The 18,304-nt window shown below is 47.5% G+C and carries 12 protein-coding genes and 1 other annotated feature; of the genes, 6 read left to right on the top strand and 6 right to left on the bottom strand.

Features of this window, described 5'->3' with window-relative positions; translation table 11 throughout:
• Positions 1 to 154: 154 nt before the first annotated feature.
• Positions 155 to 2,884 (top strand): beta-mannosidase, encoded by a 2,730-nt coding sequence (locus DWX00_RS01135; protein WP_118594490.1) that lies wholly within the window; start codon positions 155 to 157, stop codon positions 2,882 to 2,884.
• Positions 2,885 to 2,938: 54 nt separating this feature from the next.
• Here DWX00_RS01135 and DWX00_RS01130 read toward each other — a convergent pair whose 3' ends face one another.
• Positions 2,939 to 3,820 (bottom strand): AraC family transcriptional regulator, encoded by an 882-nt coding sequence (locus DWX00_RS01130; protein ID WP_158565949.1) that lies wholly within the window; start codon positions 3,818 to 3,820, stop codon positions 2,939 to 2,941.
• Between the two features lie 133 nt (positions 3,821 to 3,953).
• On the opposite strand from DWX00_RS01130, the gene DWX00_RS01125 reads away from it, so the two are divergent.
• Complete coding sequence (locus DWX00_RS01125) at positions 3,954 to 5,303, top strand: MATE family efflux transporter (protein ID WP_117805371.1); 1,350 nt, start codon at positions 3,954 to 3,956, stop codon at positions 5,301 to 5,303.
• A 91-nt stretch (positions 5,304 to 5,394) separates the two neighbouring features.
• Here DWX00_RS01125 and miaB read toward each other — a convergent pair whose 3' ends face one another.
• Together miaB and DWX00_RS01115 are read right to left on the bottom strand one after the other, a co-directional pair.
• Positions 5,395 to 6,879: a tRNA (N6-isopentenyl adenosine(37)-C2)-methylthiotransferase MiaB gene (miaB, locus tag DWX00_RS01120; RefSeq protein WP_118594489.1), complete on the bottom strand. Its 1,485-nt coding sequence runs from the start codon at positions 6,877 to 6,879 to the stop codon at positions 5,395 to 5,397.
• Positions 6,880 to 6,984: 105 nt separating this feature from the next.
• Positions 6,985 to 8,085 carry an SLC13 family permease gene (locus tag DWX00_RS01115; RefSeq protein ID WP_118594488.1) on the bottom strand — a complete coding sequence of 367 codons (1,101 nt, stop codon included), beginning with the start codon at positions 8,083 to 8,085 and terminating at the stop codon, positions 6,985 to 6,987.
• Between the two features lie 228 nt (positions 8,086 to 8,313).
• Positions 8,314 to 8,586 (top strand) — a binding site (T-box leader).
• Between the two features lie 114 nt (positions 8,587 to 8,700).
• On the opposite strand from DWX00_RS01115, the gene DWX00_RS01110 reads away from it, so the two are divergent.
• The 4 genes from DWX00_RS01110 (at position 8,701) to DWX00_RS01095 (ending at position 15,277) form a co-directional block, all read left to right on the top strand.
• Positions 8,701 to 9,201: a TRAP transporter small permease gene (locus tag DWX00_RS01110; protein WP_118594487.1), complete on the top strand. Its 501-nt coding sequence runs from the start codon at positions 8,701 to 8,703 to the stop codon at positions 9,199 to 9,201.
• Complete coding sequence (locus DWX00_RS01105) at positions 9,198 to 12,584, top strand: TRAP transporter large permease subunit (RefSeq protein ID WP_118594486.1); 3,387 nt, start codon at positions 9,198 to 9,200, stop codon at positions 12,582 to 12,584. Before DWX00_RS01110 ends, DWX00_RS01105 begins: the two co-directional genes overlap by 4 nt.
• A 195-nt stretch (positions 12,585 to 12,779) precedes the next feature.
• On the top strand, positions 12,780 to 14,183 hold the full coding sequence (locus DWX00_RS01100) for a hypothetical protein (protein WP_147398224.1): 1,404 nt from the start codon (positions 12,780 to 12,782) through the stop codon (positions 14,181 to 14,183).
• 128 nt (positions 14,184 to 14,311) lie between these two features.
• Positions 14,312 to 15,277 (top strand): Rpn family recombination-promoting nuclease/putative transposase, encoded by a 966-nt coding sequence (locus DWX00_RS01095; RefSeq protein ID WP_158578721.1) that lies wholly within the window; start codon positions 14,312 to 14,314, stop codon positions 15,275 to 15,277.
• 34 nt (positions 15,278 to 15,311) lie between these two features.
• On the opposite strand, the gene DWX00_RS01090 is transcribed toward DWX00_RS01095, so the two are convergent.
• The 3 genes from DWX00_RS01090 to DWX00_RS01080 form a co-directional block, all read right to left on the bottom strand.
• The gene (locus DWX00_RS01090) at positions 15,312 to 16,994 is read right to left on the bottom strand and encodes a recombinase family protein (protein ID WP_046438251.1); all 1,683 of its coding nucleotides are present in this window, start codon (positions 16,992 to 16,994) and stop codon (positions 15,312 to 15,314) included.
• Between the two features lie 118 nt (positions 16,995 to 17,112).
• Positions 17,113 to 17,379, bottom strand: coding sequence for a DUF6870 family protein (locus DWX00_RS01085; protein ID WP_007884026.1), 267 nt, complete (start codon positions 17,377 to 17,379; stop codon positions 17,113 to 17,115).
• 469 nt (positions 17,380 to 17,848) lie between these two features.
• Positions 17,849 to 18,259 (bottom strand): sigma-70 family RNA polymerase sigma factor, encoded by a 411-nt coding sequence (locus tag DWX00_RS01080; RefSeq protein ID WP_014080198.1) that lies wholly within the window; start codon positions 18,257 to 18,259, stop codon positions 17,849 to 17,851.
• Positions 18,260 to 18,304 lie beyond the last annotated feature (45 nt).

Genomic DNA, 18,304 nt, shown 5'->3' with positions numbered 1-18,304 from the left:
GCGAAAATTTTTGTGCATTTGGAGATTTTTCCTATTTTTCAAGAGCTTTTTTGTACCATTTTCTGTACAAAAGAAGTAAGATAGGAAGAAGGAAAAAGCGTGGTGAAACTACGCGAAGAAGCAGAAACTATGTAAGAAAGGGGGACATACTGTAATGCATACAATATGTCTGAAAGACAACTGGACCTTAACGGTCCTTGGAAAAAATGTTTACGATATTCCGGAGACTCCAATTGAGACAAAGGTTCCGTCTACCGTTTACGGCACACTTCTGGAAAAAGGTCTGATCCCGGATCCGTTTTATCGTGACAATGAACTCGACGCACTGAAACTGATGGAGAACGATTTCGCATACGAGACAGAAATCGTGATCGGAGAGGAAGACAGAAAAGCGGACCGCCTGTTTTTACATTTCGACGGAATTGATACGATCGCGGATGTTTATTTGAACGGAGAGAAAATCGGCTCCGCAGACAACATGAACCGTGTCTGGGAGTACGATATTACCGATCTTGTTGCAGGTGATGCAGCCGATACCGTATATCAGGTAAAAGTGATTCTGCATTCCCCGACCAAATTCATTGCGGAAGAAGATACAAAATGCCCGGTTGGCGGATCCTCCGATGCAATGCCGGGATTCCCGCATATCCGTAAAGCAGCGTGCATGTACGGCTGGGACTGGGGCCCGCGTCTTCCAGATGCAGGACTGTTCCGTGAAGCTTCCGTTCTCGCAGTAAAAACAGCCCGTCTGGCGCAGGTATTTGTAGGCCAGGAGCATCACGTAACCGGAAAAACGGTTCACGGAAACGTTGTTGATTCTGTTCGCCTGACGGCAGATGCTGAGATCGAGTGGATGCCGGGAGTTACCAACGGAAATGTAAAAATTGTCATGACGGTTACTTCTCCGGATGGAAAAACCGTTCTGACCGCAGAAAGCGGCAGCATCGATCCGCTGACCCATTCAGCACCGGCAAAGAATCTGACTGGTCTTACGTGTGAGCTTCGCAGCAACCATGTACAGGCTTCTCTTACCGTAGAAAATCCGGAGCTGTGGTGGCCGAACGGTTACGGCGCACAGGCACTGTATCAGGTAAAGGTAGCGCTTGTTGCAGAGGATACCCTGGATACCTGGGAGAAAAAAATGGGTCTTCGCACCATCACGGTCAATACCGATCCGATGGAAGATGAAGTTTATGATGAGCACATGACCGGACAGGCACCAGATTACGACGACGGCGACAACATGGTTATGACAAACGGTGAGAAGAAAGTAATTATCACCGATAAAGCAGCAAAGACGGTAAAAGGCCGCAACTTTGCATATGAAATCAACGGACTGCAGATTTTCGCGATGGGCGCGGATTACATTCCGGAGGATAATATTTTAACCCGCCAGACGAGAGAACGTACCGATCTGCTGTTAAAATCTGCACAGGAAGCAAACTTCAATTCCCTGCGTATATGGGGCGGCGGATACTTCCTCGATGACTTCTTCTATGATGTCTGCGATGAGAGAGGACTTCTGATCTGGCATGACTTCATGTTTGCCTGCGCTTCCTATGAGCTGTCAGATCATTTTGAGGAGAATATCTCCACAGAAATCCGTCAGAATGTACGCAGACTTCGTTCTCATGCAAGCATTGCTCTGTGGTGCGGAAACAATGAGATGGAGACACAGTATGAAATGCTGGCATGGCCGAAATCCAAGAAACAGTATTACGATTATATCCATCTGTATGAGTACATCATTCCGAAAATCGTCAAAGAAGAGGATCCGGAGAAATTCTACTGGCCGTCATCCCCGTCTTCAGGTGGAAATTACGAAAACAGCAATGCGGAAAATGTCGGCGATACCCATTACTGGGGCGTATGGCACGGAAGCGAGCCGTTTACCGCTTATCGTTCCCACCATTACCGTTTCCTGTCCGAGTTCGGATTCCAGTCCTTCCCGTCCCTGCAGACTGTAAAACGGTTTACGGAAGACGGCGACCGCAACATCTTCTCACGCGTCATGGAAATGCACCAGAGAAATACGGCTGCCAACGGAAAGATCCTGAACTATATCTCACAGACCTATCTGTATCCGAAGAATTTCGATGAGCTTCTTTACTGCTCACAGCTTCTTCAGGCAGATGCCATCCGTTACGGCGTAGAGCATTTCCGCCGCTTCCGTGGTACCTGCATGGGTGCTGTTGTATGGCAGCTGAACGATATCTGGCCGGTAGCATCCTGGGCAAGCGTCGATTACTACGGAAACTGGAAAGCCCTGCAGTACGCAGAGAAGAAGATGTTCGCACCGATTCTGCTTTCCTGTGAGGAGCATGGAGAGATCGATCAGAAACCGTTTGTCAACACCCTGCCGCATCCAATCGATGTCAGTGCAGACCTTCACGTTGCGAATGAGACGGGTGAGCCGATTGTTGGAACCGTAAAATGGTCTCTGCGCCGTCCGGATTCTTCCGTAGTCAAAGAGGGAACCTTCGAGGTCAACGCACCGGCCTACGGCGGACAGTGGATGCCGCATCTTGATTTCAACGGTCAGGATCCGCTGGAAGTTCATCTGACGTATGAGCTGGTTGTCGATGGAAACGTCGTATCTTCCGGATCGACGCTGTTCTGTGCACCGAAGCATTACCATTTCGCAGATCCGAAACTTTCTGTATCGGTAGACGGCGATACCGTAACTGTAACGGCAGAGAACTTCGCAAAATCTGTCAGCGTAGAGACCGAAAACGGTGTGCTTCGCCTGGACGATAACTTCGTTGATATGGAAGCAGGAACAAAGACCTTCCGTATTCTGCCGACCGCAGACTTTACCGCCAAGGGAACCGGCGTATCGGGCGCATACCGCGTACGAAGCGTATACGAGACAGCAGAACGATAAGGCATGGAAAAAGGGCACGCAAAATGAATGCGTGCCCTTTTCTGCAAAATAACGTTATTTATTTTTTTCTGCCTGCATTTTTCTGGCCTGTTTCGGTGTGATTCCTTTTATTTTTTTATAACACCGGATGAAATAGCTGCAGTCCGGATAGCCGACTTCTCTGGCAATAAAAGAAACATCGTGACTGGAAAAAAGCAGCATGTTTTCTGCCGCATTGATTCTGGTTGCCGTAATATATTCTTTGCAGGTCATATTGTAGCGGCGGTAAAAATTCATGGAAAATGTGGAGTGCGACATGTTGCACATGGCGGCAAGTTTCTCTACGGTCAGTTCTTCAAAATAATGGGAATCAATGTATTCGGAAATCAGGTCAAAACTGATTTCGTAGGAAGGATGCACGCCGGGAGACGGAAAAGAAGTCCCGCTTTTCTGCCAATTCCGTACAAAACGGCTGATGATTTTCCGAAGATCCGCTGTAAGAATCATGGAATAGCCAAGCTCTTTATCCCGGTATTCCTTAAGAATATCCGAAAAAAGAGGAAAAAGGTCCATTTTCCGTACCTGCTCCGGAGAAAAAATACAGGGGCAGCGGAACGTGTGGAGGCCGTGCAGAATCGAACGCAGATCCAGCTCATCCGTCTTGCAGGTGGGCAGAAGATTGGGGTCAAATTTAATCACATCATACTGCACCGGAACAGACCCTTTTGCAAGCGCGATGGAATGAACGCATTTGGGCGGAAAAAGGATCACGGATCCTTCCGTTCCGATGGATGTCACATTATCAAGGGAAACCTCAATTTCTCCTTTCAGAACGTAGAGAAGTTCTACATAATAGTGCCAGTGAGCAGGAATCGGAAGGGAGTCCCGCGTGCTGTCAAAAAGAAAAGCCTCATAAGGAGAGGCGATGGGGTCGATATATTCATATAAGTTATTCATAGATGTCTCACTTTTCGTTCGTAGTGGATGTTCCATACTGACTGTGGATGGAAACAAACTTCTTTTAGTATATAGTGATTTTATATGATTTGCAAGAAGGAATGAAGAAAGGAAAGGTTACAAGATTATCATCATGCAAAAAACAACAAATGATATGACGCAGGGCAACAGCATGAAGCTGATTTTTCAGTTTTTCCTGCCGATTCTGATCGGAAATCTTTTTCAGCAGCTTTACAGCTTTGTGGATTCCATGGTCGTTGGAAAGGGGATCGGAGATGTGGCCCTGGCAGCGGTTGGAAATACCAGTTCGGTACATTTTTTGATTCTCGGCTTTGCCATGGGGCTTACCGGAGGACTTGGGATCTGTATTTCCCACTCCTTTGGAGCGAATGATATCGAAAAACTGCGGAAAGAAATTGCGATGTCGGTTTATATCTGCCTTGCCATTGGAATTGTAATTACGGTGGGCAGTCTGTTTTGGATGCGCCGTCTGTTTGTCTTTCTCCAGACACCGGAGGATATGATGACAGACACTCTGGTTTATTTTGGAACCATTCTGGCGGGCAGTACCGTTACCATTTTTAATAACTTTGCCATGACGCTGCTCCGGTCCGTCGGAAACAGTAAAGTGCCGCTGGCTTCTATGATCGTTTCGTCGGTGGTCAATATTGTGCTGGATCTTCTATTTGTATTTCCGTTTGGCATGGGCGTGTTTGGAGCGGCGCTTGCAACGGTTCTGGCGCAGGTGGTTTCTGCCCTTTACTGTCTGGTATATATCCGGCGCGCCGCAGAACTGCTTCCGCGGAAAACAGACTGGAGGGCAGATGGTGTACTTCTTGGCGCACTCGTTGGAAAAGGCCTGCCGGTAGCTGTGATGAATTCTGTAACTGCGGTGGGCGGTATGGTCCTTCAGGTTTTTGTCAATCAGATGGGAACGGCTTATGTCGCGGCTTATGCTGCATGTATGAAGGTGTGCGGTCTGTTCGAGCAGCCGGGTATAACACTTGGACTTGCACTTCTGACTTTTACAGGACAAAATTATGGAGCCGGAAAATACGACCGGATCAAACAGGGAGTCAGGGCAGGTGTCGTGCTTTCTGTCCTTGTCAATCTTCCTTTTGCAGCACTGGAAATTTTCTGCCCGAAGTTTCTGGCATCCCTGATGCTGAATGATGCGACAGTCATTTCCTATACCTGTATCTTTCTGCCGGTTACCGGAGTTGCCCTGTTCGCCCTTGGCGGGCTGTTTGTCTTCCGAAACGCCTGCCAGGGAATGGGAAAAACAGTTCTGCCGATGGTGTCCGGGATTGTGGAGGTTGCCATGCGCGTCATGGTTGTGCTGCTTTTAGAACCGCGCCTTGCGTTCCGCGGAGTGGCATTCGCAGAAATTTCCGCATGGGTCGGAGCTGGAGTTATGCTTATGATTACCTACTTTTTTTATCAGAGGCGGCTCTCCGGGAAAACTCCAGATGTGAGAGGATAAAAGGAGAAGTTATATGTAAAAACCCTGCCTGCACAGCTTTGTAACATAGTCTTTTCAAAGACTGAAAAACTGTGCGGGCAGGGTCTTTTGGTTAAACAAGCGTTCCCATATAGTAGAAGCCGCGGCATTCGTCCAGGGAAACGTTCTGCAGCGTTCCGATCATCGAAGCATCTCCCGGGAAATGAACCAGCGTATTGTTGCTCATACGGCCGGTGACAAGAGAAGCGTCCTGCTCATTGATACTTTCCACCAGAACTTCCTGTACGGTATGAAGATGTCTTGCGGTTACCTCGCGGGAAATTTCCTGGACCTCGGCAAGAAGACGGTCAAAACGGTCTTTTACAACATCCGCCGGGATCTGGTCTTCCATGGCAGCTGCCGGTGTTCCGGTTCTTCTGGAATACTGGAAGGTAAACGCGCTGTCGTAACGAACGCGGCGGACCACATCCAGTGTTTCCAGAAAATCTTCTTCGGTCTCACCAGGGAAACCAACGATAATATCTGTTGTCAGAGAAATATCCGGCACTTTTGCGCGGATTCGGTCTACCAGGTCAAGATACTGCTCTTTGGTATAACGGCGGTTCATCAGTTTTAAGATACGGCTGCTTCCGGACTGGAGCGGAAGATGAAGATGGAGGCAGACCTTCTCGCAGTCGCGCATTGCATCGATCAGTTCTTCCGAGAGATCCTTCGGATGTGAGGTCATGAAACGGATGCGTTTCAGCCCTTCAATCTGATTTGCCTTGCGCAGAAGCTGTGCAAACGTCATCGGCTCCTCGAGATTCTTTCCGTAGGAATTGACATTCTGACCAAGCAGCATGATTTCAACAACGCCGTCTGCAACGAGGCGTTTGATCTCTGCGATGATTTCCTCCGGCTTCCGGCTGCGTTCGCGGCCGCGCACATACGGTACGATACAGTAGCTGCAGAAGTTATTGCAGCCGAACATAATATTAACACCCGACTTGAACGGATATTTGCGGTCAACCGGGAGATTTTCCACGATTTTGTCGGTATCTTTCCAGATATCGATCACCATGCGGTCCTCTGTCATGCAGCGGACAAGATACTCGGCAAAGCGGTAGATATTATGCGTTCCGAAAATCAGGTTGACGAAATGGTAGCTTTTTTTGAGTTTTTCGACAACAAGCGGCTCCTGCATCATGCATCCGCAGAGGGAAATAATCATGCCCGGATTTTTCTTTTTGTACTTGCCAAGCTGTCCAAGGCGACCGTAGACACGCAGATTTGCGTTTTCACGGACGGTACAGGTGTTGTAAACAACAAAATCGGCATCTTCGGTCTCCACAATGTGGTAGCCGACGGTTTCCAGAATTCCCTCCAGCTTTTCGGAATCTCGGGCGTTCATCTGGCAGCCGAAGGTTGTGATGCAGGCAGTCAGATACTCTTTTCCGTTTTGTTTTGCACGCTCCGGTACGAGCTGCTGTTTTAAAAGTGCCATAAAGTAATACTGACGCTGCGGTTCTGTCTCCGGCGCCGGAACAGTAATGTCAATATTTGCAAGATCAATACCGGAAACCTCGGCATCCGGAACGTTTCTGAGATCTATCTTCATAAATGAAACCCTTTCTTTTTCAATATAAAATGCTAAGTACAGTAATCATGAGACGGTATAAAATGCCGTGAAAAAAGACCCGTACAGCCGGATCTTCTTTTTATTTTAGCGTATCTGATACAAAATAGCAAGAAAAACAAGATTGAAAACAGTAAAAACCAGGATATATTTTTTGCGGCAGGAAGCGTCTGCGGCCGTAATCTGGCGATAGGAGATCAGGCTTGCCATAGATGCAATTAAAGTCCCGAGGCCGCCGAGGTTGGTTCCTACAATCAGTTCCGGGATTTCTTTTGTATATCCGGAAAGCAGCATGGCGGCAGGAACATTGCTGATGATCTGGCTTGTGAGGACGGAAAGAAGCCGTTCGTGTCCGGTAATCATCTGTTCCAGATAAATACGAAGCGCTGCCATTTGTTTCATGTTTCCAATAAAAAGAAAGAAAAACACAAAAGTGAACAAAAGAGAGTAGTCTGCTCTGCGGTAAAGGCTGCGGTTCACCAGGCAGATCCCGGCAATCGTGATCAGAAGCAGAATACTATGCGGGAGAAGTTTGGCAACCGTAAGAATACAGCAGAAAAAAAGAGCTGCAAAAACTGCGATTTGCCGCGGATGAGTAATCGCTTTTTTCTCCAGGGAAACGGAAATTTTCTTTCCGGAGAAAAACAGAAAAATGCAGATCAGAAAAAGAACTGCAGCACCCAGAGTATAAGGCAGCATCATAAGCAGAAAATGCAAAAGGGAAAGTCCGGAAAGCGAATACAGATAAAGGTTCTGCGGATTGCCGATAGGAGTAAACATACTGCCAAGGTTTGCAGCCATGGTCATAAAGGTGACAAGAAGTATTTTTTTCTGCTCCATATGGCACATTCGCAGAAGCAGAATGCCAAACGGAACAAAGGTAATCAGAGCGACATCATTGGTAATCAGCATGCTGCAGAAAAAGCACAGGGAAATCAGAAGCAGAGCAACCATCCGTTCTGAGTTTACATGCCGGAGAAGACTGGTGCCAAGCCAGTCAAATACGCCACATTCCCGCAGACCCGCGACAATCAGCATCAGACAGAACAGCAGGATCAGAGTATGAAAATCCAGATAGCCAAGATACTGTGGACCGGGAGGACAGAAAAAGCAGGAAAGCACTGCAAGAAAAAAAGAGACGGTAAGCACTGCATCTTTTTGAAAAAAGGAAATCAGTTTTTTTATCATAAAAATCATCCTTTCATGAATAAGCAGGACTGATGTTGGAAGATCGAGATGAAAAATCAGGCTGCATATTTCGGATACCGCAGATTATTATATAAAAGATATGGAAAAGATGCAAGAAAAAGGTCCAAAACCGAAAAAAATGCGGTTTTTCAAAAAAACGACAAATTTTTCCAGTCAATTCTTGACAATCAACAAAAATCGCGTTAAAATTGCTCCAGTCGTGTAAAAGCAAATTCTGAGAAAAGAAAAAGTAAATGCAGACAAATCGTTTTCAGAGAGCTGCCGGAAAGGTGCGAGACAGCAACGAATCTGGATTGAAAATCATCTTGGAGAAGGAAAGCCCAACGAATCGGCCGTGTATCGTACTATGTGCCGGAATTCCAGTAGGTTTTCACGGGAGTTTCCCGTTACAGAAACCGCGTATGCTTGTGCGTTGTATTCGTGCTTGTTTCAAAGAAGAGACAAGGGTGGTTGCGGGAAAAGAACAATTCCGTCCCTCGTTGAGGGGCGGATTTTTTTGTTTGTCAGCTGCAAATTCACCCCGGTAATACAGCCTGGCAAAGAATAGATCCTGCTGGAACATTGTACCTGACAGCGGGAAAAGGGAGGAAACATATGAAAGTGTACAAAAAAATCATGAATGGACTGGCGTTTGTTGAGAAACTGGTTCTCGTGCTGTCCACGATCCTGATTGTTGTGCTTACGGTGGGAAACGTTCTTTCCCGTAAGGTACTGCATCAGTCCTGGTCATTTACCGAAGAGCTTGTCGTTGCGGTATTTGTCCTGATTACACTTCTCGCAGCAGCGCTTGCTGCCCGTGACGGAGAACTGGTCAATCTTTCTTTGCTGCCGGACCGTCTTTCTGCGAAGGCGAGAAGAATCCTGCTGGTTGTCAACACAGCATTTAGTGTTGCCTTTACCGTAGTTCTGTTTAAATACGGCATGGACAAGGTACTGACCCAGCTTGCCAACGGAAAGAGAACGTTCGTTTTAAACTGGCCGGAATGGGTTTTCTGGTCTTTCGTACCGATCGGCGCAGCCTGCATGACGCTGCACATGATCGAATATCTGATGGATACATTCGTAAAAGCAAAAGAGGAGGGACAGAAAAAATGATCAGTGCAATTCTTTTTCTTTCATTCTTTGTTTTTCTGATCCTTGGTATCCCGATTGGCATCTGCCTTGGTCTGTCTTCGATCTGCGCGATCCTGTACTCCGGTACATCCCTGACCATCGTAGCAACCAATATGTATTCCGGTATCAGTAAATTTTTGCTCCTTGCCATTCCGTTCTTTGTACTGTCCGGAAACATTATGGCAAAAGCGGGCATTTCCAAACGACTGATTCGTTTCGTCGACACCTGCGTCGGCCATAAAAAGGGCGGTATCGCGATCGTATGCGTTATCGTAGCCTGCTTCTTTGGCGCGATTTCCGGTTCCGGTCCGGCAACCGTAGCAGCACTTGGTATGGTTCTGATCCCTGCCATGATTGAGCGAGGCGGATTTTCTGCTCCGTTTTCCACGGCCCTGATGGCGACGTCAAGTTCGATTGCGATCGTCATACCGCCGAGTATTGCATTCGTTGTTTATGCATCCATCACAGGCGTATCCATCGCCGATATGTTCACAGCAGGTATCGTTCCTGGTATTCTGATGGGTGTGGCCCTTGTCATCGTTGTTCTTCTGGAGGCAAAGAAACACAACATTCAGCCGACCCAGAAAAAAGCAACAGCCAAAGAAAGATGGGATGCTTTTAAAGATGCTTTCTGGGGATTCTTAATGCCGGTCATCATCCTTGGCGGTATCTATGGAAGTATTTTCACCCCGACCGAGGCAGCTGCCGTTTCCGTTGTATACGGTCTGTTTGTCGGAATCTTTATTTATAAAGAGATCAAACTGAAAGACCTGTGGGATCTGATGGTAGATTCTGCCAAAACAACCGGTGGAATTATGCTGATCGTCGCAAGTGCTTCTCTGTTCTCCTTTGTCTGCACAAAGTTTGGTATTGCGCAGGCAGCGTCGGATCTTCTTGGAAGCGTTGCTCATAACCAGTTTGTATTCCTTCTGATTGTCAATATCATTTTCCTGATTGCAGGATGCTTTATCGATGCAAACTCTGCCATGTATATTTTCATCCCGATTATGCTTCCGGTCTGCAAAGCCCTTGGCTATGACCTGATAGCATTCGGTATCGTGGCAACGGTCAACCTGGCCATCGGACAGGTAACTCCGCCGGTCGGTGTCAACCTGTTTGTCGCCATTTCCGTAAAACTGAAAAAAGGAATGGAAGTTACCATTCAGCAGATTTCCAAAGCCGTTATGCCAATGATCGCAGCATCGGTAGCAGTTCTGCTTCTGATTACGTATGTTCCGCAGATTTCCACGTTCCTTCCAAAAGCACTGGCAAAAGACGGAGCTTATACCGGAACGGTAGCTGCAGCAACGAATTCCGATACTTCCAGTGGCGATGGTGCGGATGGCAGCACAGCAGGAAATTCCTCCGGCAATGAGGATTACAATGATATCGCTGATTACAGTGACCTTGGATGGGAAGAGCAGACCTGGAACTTTACCTGCTCCACCACCGAGAACAGTACCTGGGCAGAAGGCGGACGCAAGTTCGGCGAGCTCATGGAAAAAGCAACCGGCGGCAAGATCAAAGTCAATGTATACGCTGCAGACCAGCTGACCAACGGAAACCAGTCCGAGGGAATCCAGGCACTGATGAACGGAGATCCGGTACAGATTTCGATGCACAGCAACCTGATTTACTCTGCATTTGACCCGAGATTTAACGTCGTATCTCTTCCGTTCCTGTTTGATTCCGTAGAAGATGCGGATGCCAAACTGGACGGCGAGGCAGGCGAAAAATTAAAAGCAATCCTCGATGAGTACGGCCTGCACTGCATGGGAATCGCCGAGAACGGTTTCCGTCAGCTGACCAACAGCAAGCAGGAAGTAAAAACCGTCGATGATATGAAGAACCTGAAAATCCGTGTAGCAGGAAGTAACCTGCTGATGGAGTGCTACAAACGCTGGGGTGCCGATGCGACCAACATGAACTGGTCTGAGACCTACACCGCCCTGCAGCAGAAAACCGTAGAAGGCCAGGAGAATCCGCTTCCGGCTATCGATGCAGCCAGCGTACAGGAAGTACAGCCGTACTGCTCCATGTGGAATGCAATTTATGACTGCCTGTTCTTCTGCATTAACGGAGACATCTATAACAATCTGACCCCGGAGCAGCAGAAAGTTGTCGATGAGGCCGGACAGAAAGCCGTCGATTACGAACGTGCGATCAACCGTGCCGGTGACGATGAGATCATGAACCGCTGGCAGAACGAGAACGGTGTCAAGATCACAAAATACGAAGATATGGACATCGATTCCTTTAAACAGGCGGTAGACGGTGTAGATGCCTGGTATCAGAACGAACTGGAAAGCCAGGGCTATGACGATGCCAAAGATCTGATTGAAGCCTTTACAAAGAAAGATACATCTTCTGCAAGCACCTACGATGTAGAAGACAGAAGCGATCTCGACTGGCCGGAGCAGACCTGGAACTTCACCTGCTCCACGACAGAAACCAGTACCTGGGCAGAAGGCGGCCGGAAGTTCGGTGAGCTGATCGAAAAAGCAACCGGCGGCAAGATCAAAGTCAACGTATATGCCGCAGACCAGCTGACCAACGGAAACCAGTCCGAAGGTATCCAGGCACTGATCGATGGAGATCCGGTACAGATTTCAATGCACAGCAACCTGATTTACTCTGCATTTGATCCGAGATTTAACGTCGTATCCCTTCCGTTCCTGTTTGATTCCGTAGAAGATGCGGATGCAAAACTGGACGGCGAGGCAGGCGAAAAATTGAAAGAGATCCTTGATGAGTACGGCCTGCACTGCATGGGAATCGCCGAGAACGGTTTCCGTCAGCTGACCAACAGCAAGCAGGAAGTAAAAACCGTCGATGATATGAAGAACCTGAAAATCCGTGTCGCAGGAAGCAACCTGCTGATGGAGTGCTACAAACGCTGGGGCGCCGATGCCACCAACATGAACTGGTCCGAGACCTACACGGCCCTGCAGCAGAAAACCGTAGAAGGCCAGGAAAATCCACTTCCTGCTATCGATGCAGCCAGCGTACAGGAAGTACAGCCGTACTGCTCGATGTGGAATGCAATTTATGATTGTCTGTTCTTCTGTATTAACGGAGACATTTATGACAGTATGACACCGGAGCAGCAGGAAGTGATCGATGAGTGCGGTCGTCTGGCAACACAGTACGAGCGTGAGATTAACCGCGCCGGTGATGATGAAATCATGAACCGCTGGCAGAATGAGAATGGTGTAGCCATTACCAATTATGAGGATATGGACATCGATTCGTTCAAACAGGCCGTAGACGGCGTGGACGAGTGGTATCAGAAAGAACTGGAAGGCCAGGGATATGATGATGCCAAAGAGTTGATTGAGACGTTTACAAAAGAGGCAGTTTCGTAAATATCTTTATAAGATTTGCTGAGCTTGCCTGAAAAAATAATGTAACAAACTACATATTTGGTAGAAAATAAAAATTCATCCATGACTTGGAGGTCTCTGGTGAGACTGCTTCCGGGCGTGGGTGGATTTTTTTATTTGAGTTTTCCAGGAAAACAGGTATACTGGATGGTATCAGAAAACGGGAGATTTGAATCAATGAAACAGAAAAAAGAACGGGAAAAAGAAATCAGTCAATGGCCATGGATTTCCATGCTGCCGTTCGGAATCCTGGCGGGATACTGGGGAGATAAGGAAGTGCGGATCACGGCAATTTCAGAATATGGCTTTCAGACCCGGCTTGCGACACCGACTACAGTTGAGCAGAAAAATGCGCCGTGGGAACTGGCATTTTACGATCAGAAAACAGCATCCTACCAGCGGATTCTTCTTCGTGATGCGACTTTTCTGCAGGAAAAAGAGGAAGATTTTGATGTTGTTTATACCTTCGCCACGGAACAGGAAGATTATCAAAATGCGGTACAGCGCCTTGCCCTGCAATACAGCCAGTATATTCGCTGGAAAATGGAGGACGATGATGCCGCGCTTGCAGAAGAGATGACAGGATATCCTGCGGAGCAGGACGCGTTTCATCTGGAAAGCCTGGAAGAGCAGAAGAAGGTATGGTTTTCCGGGGTCGGGAAGGAAACATTTACGGCATTGCAAAATGGCTTTGCGGAATCCGGGCAGCCTGGGCAGCCGGTCGAGCTGGCGCTCGAACTGGACCGGCCGGAATGGTATACGGCGTATCTTTCGATGGAAAGTGCGGTGTTTTTTGATGCTTATTTTCGGAAAAACCAGATTCCAGATCCGCCGATTTTTCACCCAGACCGGCTCTATATAGGAAATGCTTTCTGCCCGCATTTGGCACCAACGGAAGAGGAACTGTTCGCACTGATGGATAAAGCCTGCCGGGAGTCGTTTGCGGTTACACTGGTCTTTCCTTTCTTACTGGAAGGAAATCTGCTGGAAACACAGCAGCGGCTGCAGCGTCTCGTCGAATGGTGTGAACAAAAGAACAAAATCATCGAGATTGTCGTAAATGACTGGGGAACGGCCCATCTGGCAGCTCAGCTTCCGGTGTTTTCCCTCTGCCTTGGCGTGCTGCTCAACAAACGGAAAAAAGATCCGCGGATGGCTTATAAGCTGGGGGACCGTACACTGTTTGAACAAAACAGCGTCCACGCGGCATTTTACCGGGAGTATTTGAAAGAAGAATTTCGGATGGAACGGTATGAATGGGAGAGCTGCGGCGATACCAGTACAAGGAAGTTTCCAGAAGGGAAAAACAGTCTTCATCTTCCCTTTTATCAGACAAATACTTCGCAGTATTGTCCAATGTATGCAGCGTGTATCAAAGGAAGCCGCGGCGCGCAGACGCCGGTGAGGAAATGCCCGGAGTTTTGCGAAAAACAGACATTTTTATATCCGGAGCATCTGCGGATGGCAGGAAGATATAATTCGCTGTTTGGGATTGATTTGTCGGTTTTGCAGGAGCCAGAAGCGATGGGGAAGATGTATGGGCTGCGAGGGATAGATCGGATTGTAGTGAATTTGTTATAGTGACATCTTAAGAAGCATGTTCATAGTTCGTATTTCCAACTTGATAGAGCTGCCAATTCGTGATAAGATGAAAAACAACAGGAAGGGGTGCAGACTTCTCTGAAATATTTTTGAGGAGGCGTATGCACATGGGAAAAGCGGACATTGTTACCAAAGCATACATGCGAAAGAGTAACATTTTTGCAGATGCGTTCAATTATTTGATCTATGACGGGAAAAAAGTTGTTGATCCGGAAAAACTGACAGAAGTTGATTCAACAGAGATTGCCATACCGTTTGGCGCAACAGAAGAGAGAAAAGAGGCAAAAGAGACAACCGAAATGACAGAAGATCCGGTCCAGAAATATCGGGATATATTGAAAACAGCTGTGATTATGCAGGAAGTGGAAACGTATTATCTGCTTCTTGGAATTGAAAACCAGACAGACATTCATTATGCGATGCCAGTTCGAAATATGATATACGATGCCTTACAGTATGGCAGACAGGTTACAGACACTGCGGCAAGACATCGAAAAAACAGAAAAAGTGCAAAACAACAGGAAAAAGACCATGGAGATGATTACACAAAAGCAGAATATTTGTCTGGATTCTATAAGGACGATGTCCTGAAACCAGTAATTACACTGGTAATTCATTTCGGAACAGATCCATGGGATGCGCCGTTGTCTCTGCATGAGATGATGAACATTCAAGACGAGAATCTGCTGCGTTTCGTGCAGGATTATCGGATTCATCTAATAGACCCGGCAAGGTTAACCGAAGAAGATTTGGAGAAATTTTCTTCCAGTCTGCGGGAAGTTATGGAGTATATCAGGTATTCAAAGGATAAGAAAAAGCTATTAGAAATTTTAAAGGATAATCCGCGCATGATGCTCGACCGGAAGGCAGCAGTGGTGATCAAGACCATTACAAATACACCCATAGAAATTCCAGAAGAGACGGAGGTGATTGATGTGTGCAAAGCGGTAGAAGATATGCTGAAAGAAAGCAGAGAACAAGGTATTGAACAGGGTATTGAGAAAAAGCGTTGGCAGCATGGTTTGAGGGGAGTAAAGAGTCAGAAGTATTATGATATGATTAGCGCCTATTAGGAAAACACACTGTCAAAGGGGTTTGTAGCGGGGGTTAGCCCGCTACTGCGGTATCTTCCGTAGTGTTGATTTCAATGTACTCGGCAATCTTGCGGAGCTCGTCAGCAAATTTGAATTTCACGCTGATATTGCCGTTTTCATAGACCTTGATATAGTCCACAAGTTCAACCAAGATTTCACGGTTGAGGGCTTCAATGTTCTGATACTTCATAAAGGCTACCAGTGCAGGATGCTCATTGTCCACACCGTTTGCCAGTTCTGCGCGTTCAGCGTTCAGCCGGGTAAGCACCGCGGAAATATCAGAAGTCTGCCGTTCATAGTCAGCCTTCATATCCCGGTATTCCTGCTGGGTGATTTCACCGTCTTTCCAGTCCTGATAAAGAGATTGCTTGTAGCGTGTTATCTTTATCAGTTCCCGCTCTTTTGCAGCTATCAGATCGTCCAGTCGGTAAGACTGGCTTTTTTTGATTGGAGCGGAATTGATCTGCGTTACGATTTCTGAGTAGGAAACAGCTAAATGTACCTGATGCTGTACGGCGAACAGAACAGCAGCCTCCAGCCGTTCATGCTTGATTGAGTGCATGGTGCAGGCTGTCCGGGAACGGTTCTTGTAGGTTGAGCAAGAATAATATACATTGTTGTTCTTGCTAACGCATCGGGTAATGGCCCGCCCGCAATCGGCACATTTCAGAAAGCCGCTGAATAAATGTACCTCACGGCCTTTCGGGGAAGTACGGGTATCACGCTGTAAGAGAGCCTGTACCTTATCGAAAGTTTCATAGTCGATAATGGCCTCATGTGTTCCAGCCACTTCCACCCATTCCTCGCGGGGAACAGCTTCAATCTGGTGTACCTTGTAGCTTTTCACCCGGCTCCGGCCTTGGGCTAAGTCCCCGGTGTAGGTCGGATTGGTAAGAATGGAGTGGATCATGCGGGCTCCCCACATAGGATCGTCATACCCTCTTGTCGAAACAGGCAAGCCCTTTTGTACCTTGTAAGCCGAGGGGCTCGGTACGCCGTGTTCGTTCAGGTACAACGCGATAGCACGTTTTGATGACCCTTGAATAAGCATTGTGAAAATGAGTTTGACATTTTCAGCAGCATCGGGATCAACAATCAGCCTGTGCTTGTCCTTTGGGTGCTTTACATAGCCGTAAGGAGCAAATGCTCCGATATACTGGCCGTTGCGCCGTTTGTAATCAAATACCTGCCGGATCTTTTTGGAAGTCTGATAGCAGTAATTATCGTTCATCACGTTTGTAATGGGAACGATGATATTTGAAACGCTGTCGGGGTTCTTGTAGCTGTCCACATTCTCAGCAAGGCTGATAAAGCGAACACCCATTTGAACAAACAGGTTGTCGATCAAACTTCCGGCATCGCTATAATTTCGTGCGAAGCGGGACAGGTCTTTTACTATAACGCAGTTGATTTTACCACTCATGACATCCGCCAAGAGCCGTTGAAAATCTTCACGGTTAGCGTCCGTTCCAGTATGTCCGTCATCTACATATTCCGTGATACTTTCAAACTCGTCAATGTTGCGTCGGTAAAAATCGTTCAGTAGGTCACGCTGGTTCTTTACGCTGTTGCTATCGTCTTTTCCTTTTTTCAAATCTTCCTTTGAAAGCCGGATATAGATGCCCAGCCGCCAGCGGCGGATTGTGTAAGAGGGAGAGAAACTCTGCTGATACCCTCTGTTTTTTGCTCGTGCCATTGTTCCTCCTTCCCTATCACATTACACTTATATTATAACTCTGTCCGGGGAGGACAACAAGGATGCCTCCACTTCGGGACACTTTGTCTCGAAGAAGCAAAACGAGCTGTAACCGAAGTTACAGCCCGCTTCTTTGCCGCAGCAGGAAATCCGTCAGCTTGTCTTGGAGAGATGGCCCGCTTTCAGCAAATTCAATTTTCACGCCAACACCACCGATGCAAAAGCAGTATGGATTTTTGACAGTCTGCAAAAATCGAGAGATGCGCTCCTTTCGGGAAAGCGCATTGTCAAAGGTCATACCGCTCACATCAGGCAGGGACTCGGCAGCCACCGCGCCAATGTCAACGCTTCTCATTTGTTCAAGTTCCTGTGTAGTTAATTTCACGGTAAACCTCCTTCGCAGATTGATAGAACGCCTCCCGCTGTTTGGTGGGGAAACGCAACAGGCCAGCACCACCGGGATGCTGGCCTGTTGCCTTACTCCACCTTGGGACACTTTGTCTCGAGGTTTATTATAGTTTTTGAATATTAGAGAGCGCCGCACATATTTACTTGGCCTGTCCAAAGACAATCGTTATTTTCTGTGCGGCGCTCTCAACGCAAGTAAAGCGACAAGCCCGGAGGAACAGGCAGCCAACCTGTTCAGCGCCGGATCATGGCCTTGGGATGGCCGGGCCCATTTACAGTGTTGGTGTTGTTCGCTCAATCTCTTTTGGGAAATGTCACCGCGCACCCACCGTCTGGCTCCACGTACTTACTCAGGGTTGCCGTTATTCCCTCGCGTTAGGAAGAAAACCTCCTCTCATAAACCGAGACATTTTTTCATCAATTCCAAGTGGGTTAAGAAGAAAAAATCAAAAAGTTTTTTTCATGCGTTCAAGGCCACGCTTGATCGACTGGCGAATAGACTCCTCATGTACGCCCTCGGCCTCGGCAATTTCCTTAATCGACTTGCCAAGAATGATATGTGCGTCAATTCTGCGGCCCTGGATCTCCGGCAGAGAATTGAGAGCGTTCCACAGACGAAGAAAGGTTTCCATCCGTTCAAGGAGCTCCTGCGGGGTCGGCTCATGCAGGCAAGCGGAATATTCAATCCCGTCATCGCAGTCCAGAGAATACTGCGCCTTGTGCCGGGAGAGCCGCCGCTGGTAGGCCATTTCATAGCGGGCATCGGCCTTGAATACCTCGGCCACCTCGTCAGAAACTTCGATAAGCTGATCCTGCGTGTACCAATAATAAAAATCTTTCAAATTGATAGTAGTCATCGTAAAATCCTCCATTTCAGTTTGTTCGGGGTTGGTCGGAAACGA

Origin of the sequence: Blautia sp. AF17-9LB (assembly GCF_003479185.1) — a bacterium.
Lineage (GTDB): Bacteria > Bacillota > Clostridia > Lachnospirales > Lachnospiraceae > Fusicatenibacter > Fusicatenibacter saccharivorans.
This window is presented reverse-complemented; position numbering and strand designations above follow the sequence as displayed.